9 protein-coding genes are annotated in these 12,444 nt (G+C 65.3%); 7 read left to right on the top strand and 2 right to left on the bottom strand.

From position 1 onward, the window contains the following. Positions 1-170 precede the first annotated feature (170 nt). The 7 genes from EHH60_RS15340 (at position 171) to EHH60_RS15310 (ending at position 8,752) form a co-directional block, all read left to right on the top strand. Positions 171-1,325 carry an iron-containing alcohol dehydrogenase gene (locus EHH60_RS15340; RefSeq protein ID WP_124160292.1) on the top strand — a complete coding sequence of 385 codons (1,155 nt, stop codon included), beginning with the start codon at positions 171-173 and terminating at the stop codon, positions 1,323-1,325. Positions 1,326-1,343: 18 nt separating this feature from the next. Beyond that, positions 1,344-2,894, top strand: coding sequence for an AMP-binding protein (locus tag EHH60_RS15335; protein WP_124160291.1), 1,551 nt, complete (start codon positions 1,344-1,346; stop codon positions 2,892-2,894). Between the two features lie 301 nt (positions 2,895-3,195). Further along, positions 3,196-4,794, top strand: coding sequence for an ABC transporter substrate-binding protein (locus EHH60_RS15330; RefSeq protein WP_124160290.1), 1,599 nt, complete (start codon positions 3,196-3,198; stop codon positions 4,792-4,794). A 40-nt stretch (positions 4,795-4,834) separates the two neighbouring features. Beyond that, positions 4,835-5,782 carry an ABC transporter permease gene (locus EHH60_RS15325; RefSeq protein WP_124160289.1) on the top strand — a complete coding sequence of 316 codons (948 nt, stop codon included), beginning with the start codon at positions 4,835-4,837 and terminating at the stop codon, positions 5,780-5,782. An 86-nt stretch (positions 5,783-5,868) separates the two neighbouring features. Then, the gene (locus EHH60_RS15320; protein WP_124160288.1) at positions 5,869-6,762 is read left to right on the top strand and encodes an ABC transporter permease; all 894 of its coding nucleotides are present in this window, start codon (positions 5,869-5,871) and stop codon (positions 6,760-6,762) included. Then, positions 6,762-7,769: an ABC transporter ATP-binding protein gene (locus EHH60_RS15315; protein WP_124160287.1), complete on the top strand. Its 1,008-nt coding sequence runs from the start codon at positions 6,762-6,764 to the stop codon at positions 7,767-7,769. Before EHH60_RS15320 ends, EHH60_RS15315 begins: the two co-directional genes overlap by 1 nt. After that, positions 7,766-8,752: an ABC transporter ATP-binding protein gene (locus tag EHH60_RS15310; RefSeq protein WP_124160286.1), complete on the top strand. Its 987-nt coding sequence runs from the start codon at positions 7,766-7,768 to the stop codon at positions 8,750-8,752. Before EHH60_RS15315 ends, EHH60_RS15310 begins: the two co-directional genes overlap by 4 nt. Positions 8,753-8,831: 79 nt before the next feature. On the opposite strand, the gene EHH60_RS15305 is transcribed toward EHH60_RS15310, so the two are convergent. Together EHH60_RS15305 and EHH60_RS15300 are read right to left on the bottom strand one after the other, a co-directional pair. Next, positions 8,832-10,805, bottom strand: coding sequence for an acetyl/propionyl/methylcrotonyl-CoA carboxylase subunit alpha (locus EHH60_RS15305; protein WP_124160285.1), 1,974 nt, complete (start codon positions 10,803-10,805; stop codon positions 8,832-8,834). Next, positions 10,802-12,418 carry an acyl-CoA carboxylase subunit beta gene (locus EHH60_RS15300; protein ID WP_124160284.1) on the bottom strand — a complete coding sequence of 539 codons (1,617 nt, stop codon included), beginning with the start codon at positions 12,416-12,418 and terminating at the stop codon, positions 10,802-10,804. The genes EHH60_RS15305 and EHH60_RS15300 overlap by 4 nt, the downstream gene beginning before the upstream one ends. Positions 12,419-12,444 lie beyond the last annotated feature (26 nt).

Here is a 12,444-nt window from a genome sequence, read left to right as displayed (position 1 = left end):
TGGAAGAGCGCCTTGGCGGGTGGCGGGTTGACAAGGCCCTTTTCCCCGCCGATCCCCCAGTAAGCAAGGGAGCAGAGAGGCCACCCCAGCGCCTTCGCGCATGACGGACGGCGACCACTCGGCTAGGCTGCCGGCACAAGAACAAGACGAATTGCCCGGGGAGGACAGGCGTGCACCAGGGACGTGTCGTTTTCGGCGCGATCGAGGAGGTCGTGTTCGGCTATCCTGCAGCCGGCGCCGTCGTCGCGCAGATGGACCGGCTCGGAACGCGCCGCGCGTTCCTGATGGTTTCGGGCACGCTAAATCGACAGACCGACGAGATCACGAAGATCAAGGAGGCGCTTGGCTCGCACTGCGCCGGAGTTTTCGATGCCATGCCGGCACATACGCCGCGCGAGGCGGTGATCGCGGCGACCCAAGCGGCGCGCGAGGCAGGCGCCGACCTCATCGTGACCGTGGGCGGCGGCTCGATCACCGACGGTGCCAAGGCGGTGCAGCTCTGCCTTGCCAACGGCATCGACGACGTCGAGGGCATCGAGCGCATCCGCGTCCATAAGGGCACCGCGCCCGAGATGACCGCGCCAAGCGTGCGGCAGATCAGCGTGCCGACCACGATCGCCGGGGGCGAGTTCAGCGCGATCGCGGGCGTCACCGACCGCAACACGCATGTGAAGCAGATGCTGCGGCATCCGCTCATTGTGCCGCGCGCGACCATTCTCGATCCCGCCATCACCGTGCACACGCCGGAATGGCTATTCCTGTCCACCGGCATCCGCGCCGTCGATCATTGCGTCGAAGCGATCTGCTCGCGCGAGACGCATCCCTATGCCGACGCGCAAGCGGTGAAGGGCCTCGCCATGCTCGCCGATGCGTTGCCGCGGGTGAAGGCCGATCCTGCCGATCTCGATGCGCGGATGGACGCGCAGATCGGCACCTGGCTGTCGATGGGCGCACTTTCAGCCGGCGTGCCCATGGGCGCGAGCCACGGCATCGGCTACGTGCTGGGCGCGGCCTTCGACGTGCCGCACGGCTACACGTCCTGCATCATGCTTCCGGCGGTGATGCGCTGGAATGCGCGCGACAACGCCGAGCGGCAAATGATCGTTTCCGCCGCCATGGGCTATCCCGGCCACGACGCCGCCGATGTGCTCGATGCCTTCATCCGTTCGCTCGGCATGCCGCGCAGCCTCACTGACGTGCGTGTGTCGCCGGAGCATTTCGACGCCATCGCCGAACAGGCGATGCGTACGAACTGGATTCCGCGCAACCCACGCAAGATCGATGGCCCTGCAGACGTGCGCGAAATCCTGCTTCTTGCCGCCTGATCGAAAGCCGGAGGATCGATGTATACTGGTACGCATGCCCGCCTTCGCCCGCTCCAGCCCGCATTCATCATGGCGGCGACGGGCGAGGCGGTCACCTATCGCGAGCTCGAGGCACGCAGCAACCGGCTGGCGCATCTGTTCCGCAAGCACGGCTTGAAGCAGCTCGATCACTACTCGATCTTCATGGAGAACAATTCGCGCTATCTGGAGGCCTGCGGCGCGGGAGAACGCGCCGGGCTTTACTACACCTGCATCAACTCCTTCCTGACGCCTGGCGAGCTCGCCTATCTCCTCGTCAACAGCCAGTCGAAGATCCTGATCACCTCCGTGGCCAAGCTCGACATCGCGCGCGAGGCGATCCAGGCCTGTCCCGACGTCAAGCTCTGCATCGTCGCCGACGGCCCGGGTGAGAGCGAACGTATCGTCGGGCTTGCGGAGGTGACTGCCGAGCTGCCCAGGACGCCGATCGCCGACGAGTGGCTCGGTACCGCCATGCTCTATTCGTCCGGCACGACGGGGCGCCCGAAGGGCATCTTGCGGCCCCTGCCGGAGGAGCCGCCGAGGCACAATCTGCCGCTGTTCGATTTTCTGACGAAGCTTTGGCACTACCGGGAAGGCATGGTCTATCTGTCGCCCGCACCGCTCTATCACTCCGCTCCGCAGGCTGCCGTGAACCTGACGATCCGCATGGGCGGCACCGTGATCATCATGGAGAGTTTCGATCCAGAGCGTTACCTCCAGCTCGTGGAGCAATGGGGCATCACCCACACGCAACTGGTGCCGACGATGTTTTCGCGCATGCTGAAGTTGCCGGCGGAGGTGCGCAATCGCTACGACCTGTCGTCGCTGGAGATCGCGATCCATGCCGCCGCGCCCTGCCCGGCCCTGGTCAAGGACGACATGATCAAATGGTGGGGACCGATCATCCACGAATATTACGGCGCGACCGAAGGCCTCGGCTTCACCGCCTGCAACAGCGAGGAATGGCTCGCCCATCGCGGCACGGTCGGCAAGGTGCTGCTCGGCGATCTCCACATCCTGGATGAGAACATGCGGGAATGCCCGATCGGCACACCCGGCCAGGTCTGGTTCAAGACGGCAACGCCGTTCGAATATTTCAACGATCCGGAGAAGACCAGGGAAGCGCGCTCGCCCGACGGCAGCATGAGCACGGTCGGCGACGTCGGCTATGTCGACGCCGACCGCTTCCTGTACCTGACCGACCGCGCGACCTTCATGATCATCTCCGGCGGGGTGAACATCTATCCGCAGGAATGCGAGAACCTCCTGATCACTCATCCGAAGGTTGCCGATGCCGCCGTTTTCGGTGTGCCCAATGCCGATCTCGGCGAAGAGGTGAAGGCCGTGGTGCAGCCGATGCCGGGCGTGGTGCCGGGACCGGCTCTCGCCGAAGAGCTGATCGCGTTCTGCGCAAAATCGCTGTCGCGGCAGAAGGTGCCGCGCTCGGTCGATTTCGAGAAGGAGTTGCCGCGGCTGCCGACGGGGAAGCTGTACAAGCGGCTGCTGCGGGACCGGTACTGGGGGACCAAGGCGTCGCGGATCGTGTGAGGGCTGTGCTGGATAGCGCGCACCGGCAAGCGCCACAAAATCCGCTGTCGTCCCGGGCAAGCGCAAGCGCTTGAGGCGCGCTTGTCCGAGACCACGGTGGCGCTTGTTGCGGCAGCCGAGACCGACACCCGCGCAGGAACCGTTCGCACCTGCACTCTCGCATTGTGAAAGTGTAAGCCCCGCAGCCTTCCGTCATCCGAATTGTCGAGGCGGCATGTGGCGTTAGCGGTTGCCTCCGTCGGCTTGCGTGCTATCGTCTGGCAAACGGGCCGCAAAAGGCCGAGGTCCAGGGAGGATGAGCATGCGGAGCGTGTGGGCGCTCGCCGCAATGGCGGCGCTATCTGTGCTGACGGCCTCAACCGCCACGCTCGCCGGCGAGCCCAAGCAGGGCGGAACCCTGCGGATGTACCACCGTGACAGTCCGGCCAACGCGTCAATTCTCGAGGGCGCGACCTATTCGGTCAACGTGCCGTTCATGGGCGTGTTCAACAATCTCGTCATCTACGATCAGCACATCGCGCAGAACAGCCCGGATACTCTCAGGCCTGAGCTGGCCGAAAGCTGGTCCTGGAGCAGCGACAACAAGAAGCTGACGTTCAAGCTCCGCCAGGGCGTGAAATGGCACGACGGCAAGCCGTTCACATCGGCCGACGTCAAGTGCAGCTTCGACCTGCTGATGGGCAAATCGCAGCAGAAGCTGCGGCAGAATCCGCGCAAGGCCTGGTACAGCGAGGTCAACGAGGTCACGACGAATGGCGAGTTCGAGGTCACCTTCGATCTGAAGCGGCCGCAGCCCTCCCTGCTGGCGATGCTGGCCTCCGGCTACACGCCGGTCTATCCCTGTCACGTCTCGCCGGCGGACATGCGCACCCATCCGATCGGGACCGGACCGTTCAAGTTCGTCGAGTTCAAGGCCAACGAATCGATCAAGCTCACGCGAAATCCGGACTACTGGAAGAAGGGCCTGCCCTATCTCGACGGCATCGAGTACACCATCATCACCAACCGCTCGACCGCGATCCTGGCGTTCGTTGCCGGCAAGTTCGACATGACCTTTCCGACGCATATCACGATCCCGCTCCTGAAGGACATCAAGTCGCAGGCGCCGAACGCGGTCTGCGCCGTCGAGCCGACCAACGTCTCGACCAACATCATCGTCAATTCGACCTCGCCGCCGTTCGACAATATCGACATCCGCCGGGCGATGGCGCTTGCACTCGACCGCAAGGCGTTCGTCGACATCCTGTTCGAAGGCCAGGCCGACATCGGCGGCACCATGCTGCCGCCACCTCAAGGCATCTGGGGCATGCCCAAGGACAAGCTGGAGACCATTCCAGGGTATGGCCGGGACATCAACGCCAACCGGGAGCAGGCGAAGAAGCTGATGCAGAAGGCGGGCTATGGCCCGGACAAGCATCTCGCGGTGAAGGTCTCGACACGGAATATCGCGGAGTATCGCGACCCAGCCGTGATCCTCATCGACCAGCTCAAGACCATCTATATCGACGGCGAGCTCGACGTCGTGGAAACCGCCAACTGGTTTCCGAAGGTCGCGCGCAAGGACTACATGCTCGGCCTCAATCTGACCGGCAATTCCGTCGACGATCCGGACCAGTCGTTCTACGAGAACTATTCCTGCGGTTCGGAACGGAACTATACCAACTACTGCAACAAGGAGATCGAGAAGCTGTTCGACGTGCAGTCGCAGGAGACCGACGCCAGCAAGCGCAAGCCATTGGTGTGGGATATCGACAAGAAGCTGCAGGAAGATGTCGCCCGCCCGATCATCTTCCATGCACGGGCCGGCACCTGCTGGCAGCCCTATGTCAAGGGCGTCACGATCATGTCGAACAGTTCCTACAACGGCTTCCGCTATGAGGATGTGTGGCTCGACAAGTAGCAGGCCAGGCTGACGACTAGCGGCTCGCGGAGGGCGATGCATGTTTGCCTATCTGGTGCGGCGCCTGTTCCTGATGCTCGTGACCCTGTTCGGGATCTCGATCGTCATCTTCTTCCTGCTGCGCATCGTCCCCGGCAACATCGTCGATATCCTGTTCGCCGCCGCCGGCTACGTCGATCCGGCCGACAAGGCTGATCTCGAGAAGCAGCTCGGCATCGACCAGCCATTGATTGCGCAATATCTGCAGTGGATCGGTGGCTTGCTGCGCGGCGATCTCGGCTACTCCTATGTCTCGGAGAAGCCTGCGCTGCAGGAGATCCTGCCGCGGATACCGATCACGGCGCGGCTCGCCGGCCTCGCGCTTTTGTTCTCGGCATCGATCGGCATTCCGCTCGGCGTCATCAGCGCGGTGAAGCAGGGCACAAAGCTCGACTACGCGCTTCGCGTCGTCAGCCTCAGCGGATTGTCGCTGCCCTCGTTCTGGCTCGGCCTTCTGATCCTCACTGCGTCGGTGGCGATGTTCGGCCAGATGCCGATCTTCAATCCGAATCCGAAGACCTGGCTTGAGGCATTCACAACCTACGCCGTGCCGGCCGCCGCCGTCGGTTTCCGCAGCGCCGCACTGACCATGCGCATCACCCGCTCCTCGATGCTGGAGGTGCTGCGGCAGGACTATATCCGCACCGCCCGCGCCAAGGGCGCCTCCGACGCCGCGGTGAACTATCATCACGCGCTGAAGAACGCGATCCTGCCCGTGATCACCGTGATCGGCATCGAGGCGGCGTTCCTGATAGGCGGCCTGATCGTCACCGAGACCGTGTTCAACATTCCCGGCGTCGCGCGTTTCCTGGTCGAGGCGATCCGCTGGCGCGACTATCCGATCGTGCAGAACCTCGTGATGTTCATCGCGGTCGTGGTGGTGTTCGCGAATTTCACCGTCGACATGCTCTACGCGGTATTCGACCCGCGCATCAGGTACACGGACTAGTCGCATGAGGTGGAAACAACCAGACGCGACAGCGGTGCTCCACCTCTTCCCGATGGGGAGAGGTGCATCTCCCTGCGGAGGCCCACATGGCCGCGATCGACTTCGACGTTGAACTGAGGCGGGCCGGCGCATATGCGACCGGTGGCTGGCGGCGCGTCCTGTACATGGCGCAACGGCATGTGCTGGGCGCGGCCGGGCTCGTCATCATGACGGTGTTCGTGCTGACGGCAGCCTTCGCCGACTTCATTGCGCGCTATGATCCGCTGACGGTCGATTCCGCCCGCGCGCTCGCCCGCCCGAGCCTGGCACACTGGATGGGCACCGATTCTTTCGGCCGGGACGTGTTCAGCCGCATCATCCACGGGGCGCGGATCTCGCTTGCGGTCGGCCTTGGCTCGACCGCGCTCGGCGGCACCATCGGCGTGATCGTCGGTCTCACCTCCGGCTATCTCTCCGGCTGGGTCGATCTCGTATTCCAGCGCGTCTCCGACGTTCTCCAGGCGCTGCCGCTGCTGGTGCTGGCCCTGGTGATGACGGCGGCGCTCGGCCCCTCGCTGCCCAATGTGATCATCGCCATCGCCATTCCGCTGATCCCGACGGTCGCGCGCGTGATCCGTGCCAATACGCTGGCGCTTCGCGAGCAGCCATTCGTGGAAGCCGCCAAATCGATCGGCATGAGCGAGATGCGGATCGCGCTGCGCCACGTGCTGCCGAACACGCTGGCGCCGCTGATCGTGCTGGCGACCGCGCAGCTCGGCTCGACCATCCTCACCGAAGCCTCGCTGTCCTTCCTGGGCCTCGGCATTCCCGAGCCTTATCCGTCATGGGGGCGCATGCTGTCGGAATCGGCCGCCGAATATGTCCGTACCGCGCCGTGGCTCGTGATCTTCCCGGGCATCGCGATCAGCCTCGCCGTGTTCGGCGCCAACCTGTTCGGCGACGCCCTGCGCGACATCCTGGATCCGAGGCAGCGCGGCTGATGGCGGACAAATCCGATCTCGTGCTCGACGTGAGGAACCTGAAGACGGTGTTCTTCACCAATTCCGGCCTGTTCAAGGCCGTCGACGACCTCTCGTTCAGCGTGAAGCGCGGCGAGACGCTGGCGATCGTCGGCGAATCCGGCTGCGGCAAGAGCGTCACCGCACTCTCCTTGATGCGGCTCGTGCCCGATCCGCCTGGCCGCATCGTCGGCGGCTCCGTCACGCTCGAAGGCACCGAGCTGCTGTCGCTGGATGAAGCGCGGATGCGCGCGGTCAGGGGCAACCGCATCTCCATGATCTTCCAGGAGCCGATGACCTCGCTCAATCCGGTGATGCGGATCGGCGACCAGATCGTCGAGGCGGTGCAGCTGCACCGGGACATCACGTCGAAGGAGGCGCAGAATATCGCGGTCGAGATGCTGAGGCTGGTGCGCATTCCAGAGCCGGCGCGGCGCGCGCGGGAATATCCGCATCAGCTGTCCGGCGGTATGCGCCAGCGTGCGATGATCGCGATGGCACTGGCGTGCCGGCCGGCACTGCTGATCGCGGACGAGCCGACCACCGCGCTCGACGTCACCATCCAGGCGCAGATCCTGGCGCTGATCCTCGATCTCCAGAAAGAGCTCGGCACCGGCCTCGTGCTGATCACGCACGATCTCGGCGTCGTCGCACAGACCGCGCAGCGCGTGATCGTGATGTATGCGGGGCGAAAGGTCGAGGAAGCCAGCGTCGAGGCGCTGTTCGCGTCACCAAAGCATCCCTATACGCGCGGGCTGATGGCCTCGATCCCAGCCGTCCCGGCATCCGGTGTTCCTGCGCAGGCGCGGCTGAACGAAATCCCCGGCACGGTGCCCTCGCTGGTGCGGCTGCCCAAGGGCTGCGCCTTCGCGCCGCGCTGCAAGCTCGCCATCAAACGCTGCGAGGCCGAATATCCGCCGCTGGCTGACTGGGGCGGCGGCCATCTCGCGGCCTGCTGGCGCGCGGAAGAAGTCGCGGAGGTGGCATGACCGAGGCGCTGCTCGAAGTCACCGACCTCAAAAAGCACTACCCGGTGCGCGCCGGCGTGTTGCGCCGGCAAGTCGGCACCGTGCATGCGGTCGACGGCGTCTCGTTCGCGCTAGGGACCGGCGAGACGCTCGGCCTCGTCGGCGAATCCGGCTGCGGCAAGTCCACGGTGGCGCGGAGCGTGCTGCGGCTGGTCGAGCCGACCTCAGGGCAGATCCGCCTCGACGGCGAGGACATCACGCATCTGTCGAAGACGGCGCTGCGCCCGCACCGCCGTTCGATGCAGATCGTCTTCCAGGACCCGTTTGCGTCACTTAACCCGCGCATGACTGCGGGCGACATCGTTGGCGAACCCGTCGCCGTGCATGGTCTTGCAAGCGGCAAGGCGCTGGAGGCGCGCGTCGCACAGCTATTCGAGCAGGTGGGCCTGCGGCCCGACCAAATGCGCAACTTCCCGCATCAATTCTCCGGTGGCCAGCGCCAGCGCATCTGCATTGCACGGGCCCTGGCGCTGGGACCGCGCCTGATCGTCTGCGACGAGCCGGTGTCCGCGCTCGACGTCTCGATCCAGGCGCAGGTGATCAATCTCCTGATCGACCTGCAACGTCAGCACGACTTCTCCTACCTCTTCATCGCCCACGATCTCGCCGTGGTCGCCCATATCAGCCACCGCGTCGCGGTGATGTATCTCGGGCGGATCGTCGAGATCGCCGGAAAGGACGAGCTGTTCCGCAATCCCCGTCATCCCTATACGCAGGCCCTGCTCGCGTCGGTGCCAGTCGCCAACCCGCTGGCCAAAAAGCTCGCGCCACTCGTCGACGGCGACGTGCCGAGCCCGGTCAACCCGCCTTCGGGCTGTGCGTTTCACACGCGCTGCCGGTTTGCGATGGAACGCTGCAGGACGGAGCGGCCGGCGCTGGTGGACGCTGGCGACGTGCACCAGGTGGCGTGCTTGCTCAATGAAGGGACGGGGCGACCGGCATAGGGCTCGTGTCCCCGCGAAGGCGAAGACCCAGGATGGCATCGGAGCCATGTGTCCCGGCTCGCGCCTCCAGGACAGGAGACTACGCCTCGATCTCCGCCACGATCCTTCCGGTGGTCACCTGCTCGCCTTCGGTGACGTCGATCGCCGCGATGATGCCGTCGCGGCCGGCCTTGTGGACGTGCTCCATCTTCATCGCTTCCAGCGTCAGCACCGGTTGGCCCGCGGTGACGCGATCGCCCGGCTCGACCAGGACGGCGACAACGCGGCCATTCATGGCGGCGCGGACCTTGCCGTCGCCGCCATTGCCCGCTGCAGCCTTGGGTGCGGCCAGCGTGAGATCGATGACCGCAAGCGGGATGCCGCGATGCTGGAGGTAGAGCCGGTCGCCATCGCGCAGGAATTTTGCGCTGTCCATCACGCCGTCATGGCGAAAACGGATGGCATCGGCATCGAGCTGCACGATCTCGAACCTGTCCCGACGGCCGCCGATGGCGACGGCGTAGCTGCCATCGCGCTCGCGCGTGACTTCGAGCTCGTGGATGTGGCCGGCGATCTCGAGTTTCGCTGGAAGCGGGAACGTTGCGGACAGACTGCGGCCACTTTGCCAGGCAGGCGCGCGCGGATTTGTGACGTAGAGCAGGAGCCCGGCCAGCGCAGCGTCGAATGCGGCGTTCGCGGAGGGCGCTATCAGCTCGTCGCGATGTGCACCAATGAACGCCGTCGTCGCCTCGCCCCCGGCAAACTCGGGATGGCGCAGGCACGACATCAGGAACGCCTGGTTCGTGGTCACGCCAAGCGCCGTGAGCTGCTCCAGGCCGACGATCAGCCGCCCCCTCGCCTCCTCGCGACTCGCACCATGGCTGATGATCTTGGCGATCATGGAATCGTAGAACGGTGGGATTTCGGAGCCCGACTGCAGCGCGTGCTCGACGCGGATGCCGTCTGGCACCTGCCAGCGCGCCATGCGGCCAGACTGCGGCATGAAATCCTGCGCGGCATCCTCGGAGCAAAGCCGCACCTCGATGGCATGACCCTCGAAGCGGATGTCCTGCTGCCTCACCGGCAACGGCTCGCCGCGCGCGACGCGCAGCTGCAACTCGACGAGATCGAGTCCGGTGACCGCCTCGGTCACGGGATGCTCCACCTGGAGACGCGTGTTCATCTCCATGAAGTAGAACTCGCCACGTTCGTCGAGCAGGAACTCCAGCGTCCCCGCCCCTTCGTAGCGCAGCGCCTTTACCGCGGCGACCGCGACCTCTCCCATCCTCGCGCGCAGCTCGGGCGTGACTGCGGGCGACGGCGCCTCCTCGATCAGCTTCTGGTGCCGCCGCTGCACCGAGCAGTCGCGCTCGCCGAGATGGATGGCGTTGCCGTGGCTGTCGCCGAACACCTGGATCTCGATATGGCGGGGGTTCTGAATCGCACGCTCGAGGATGACGGTCGGGTCGCCGAACGCGGCCTTCGCCTCGGAACGCGCACTGCGCAGCGCATCGGGAAACGAGGCGGCATCGGCAACGAACCGCATGCCGCGCCCGCCGCCACCGGCGACCGCCTTGATCATCACGGGAAACCCGATTTTCCTGGCTTCCGCGAGCATCACCTCGTCGCCCTGGTCTGCGCCCTGATAGCCGGGCACGATGGGGACGCCGGCCTTCTTCATGATCTCCTTGGCACCGGCCTTGTTGCCCATCGCCTCGATCGCCTGCGGCGACGGGCCGATGAAGACGAGACCGACCTCCTTGCAGGCGCGCGCGAACTCCTCGTTCTCGGCAAGGAAGCCGTAGCCGGGATGCACGGCATCCGCGCCGCTCGCTTTCGCGGCTCCGATGATCGCGGGAATGCTGAGATAGGATTGCGCCGGAAGCGCTTCGCCGATCCGCACGGCCTGATCGGCGTGCTTCACATGGAGCGCATCGCGATCGACGTCCGAATAGACCGCGACAACGCCGAGGCCCAGCTTGCGCGCGCTGCGCATCACCCGCAGTGCGATCTCGCCGCGATTGGCCACCAGAACCCTGAAGAACGGCCGGTGCTGCACTGATCCGTTCCTCATGGGCGGGCCACCGAGAACTGCATGCGCTGAGGATTCCGTGCGTCACCCTCGCGGCAGATCGCGAGCACTTCAGACAGCACCGCACGGGTGTCGCGCGGGTCGATCACGCCGTCGTCGAGCACGCGTGCGCTGGTGGAGAACACGTCCATCTGGCCGTCGAACACACCGACGATCTGCGCCTTCATGGCGTCCAGCTTGTCCCTCTCGATCGGCTTGCCGCGGCGCGCCGCGGCGGCTTCGGTCACGATCGCCATGGTTTCGGCCGCCTGCTCGCCGCCCATCACGGCCGTCTTGGCATTCGGCCACGAGAAGCAGAAGCGCGGATGGAAGCCGCGCCCACACATGCCGTAATTGCCGGCCCCGAAGGAAGCACCGCAATAGATGGTGATCTGCGGCACCGTCGCCGAGGTGACTGCCTGAATCATCTTGGAGCCGTGCTTTATCATGCCGGCCTCTTCGTAGGCCTTGCCGACCATATAGCCGGTGGTGTTGTTCAGGTAGAGCAGCGGTGTGCGGGTCTGACAGCAGGCCTGGATGAAATGCGTCGCCTTGTTGGCGCCGGCGGGATCGAGCGGGCCATTGTTGGTGATGATGCCGATGGCCTGCCCTTCGATGCGGGCATGGCCGCACACCGTGGCGGGCCCGTAATTCGGCGCCATCTCGGTGAAGTCGGAATTATCGACGATGCGCGCGATCACCTGCTTCATGTCCACGGGGCGCTTGTGGTCCATCGGCATGATGCCGAGCAGCTCGTCCTGGTCGTAGCGCGGCGGCTTGAATTCTGGCGTCGCCCTGCCCGGCCGCTCCCATTCCAGCGCCGCCATGATCTCGCGCGCGATGCGCAGCGCGTCGCGATCGTCTTCGGCCAGGTAATCGCCGAGGCCGGAGATCTGCGTATGCATCTCGGCGCCACCGAGCTCTTCCTCGGTCGCGATCTCGCCGGTTGCGGCCTTCAGCAGCGGCGGTCCGGCGAGGAACGCACGGGTGCGGCCGCGGACCATGACGATGTAATCGGAGAGACCGGTCTGATAGGCGCCGCCGGCGGTGGACGAGCCGTGCGTGACGGTGACGACCGGCAGGCCGGCCGCGGAAAGGCGCGCCAGGTTGCGAAAGATGTTGCCGCCGCGGACAAAATCCTCGACACGGTAGCGCAGCAAATTGGCACCGGCGCTTTCGACGAGCTGCACGTAAGGCAGCTTGTTCTCCAGCGCGAGCTCCTGCACCCGCAGCGTCTTGTCGAGACCGTAAGGTTGCAGCGCGCCGGCGTCGATGCCGGAATCACTGGCGCTGACCATGCAGCGAATGCCCGAGACGAAGCCGATGCCGGCAATGACGCCGCCGCCGGGCACGCTCTTGTTCGAATCCGGCACGTCGAACATGTAGCCCGCGAGGGTGGACAGCTCGATGAAGGGCGCGCCGGGATCGAGCACCAGGGCGACGCGTTCGCGCGGCAGCAATTGTCCGCGCTTGTGGAAGCGATCCTTGGCCGCGGCCGACGCCGCCCGTGTGCGCTCTTCCAGCGCGCGCATGCGATCGATCAGCGCGAGCATGCCGTCGCGGTTGGCGTGGTAGGCGGCGCCGCCGGAGGAGATGGTGTTTTCGAGGATGGACATGACTTGATCCTGCTCGTCATTGCGAG

Origin of the sequence: Bradyrhizobium sp. RP6 (genome assembly GCF_003837805.1) — a bacterium.
Classification (GTDB): Bacteria; Pseudomonadota; Alphaproteobacteria; order Rhizobiales; family Xanthobacteraceae; genus Bradyrhizobium.
The sequence above is the reverse complement of the archived record's forward strand: the minus strand, read 5'-3'. Positions and strand labels throughout refer to the sequence as shown.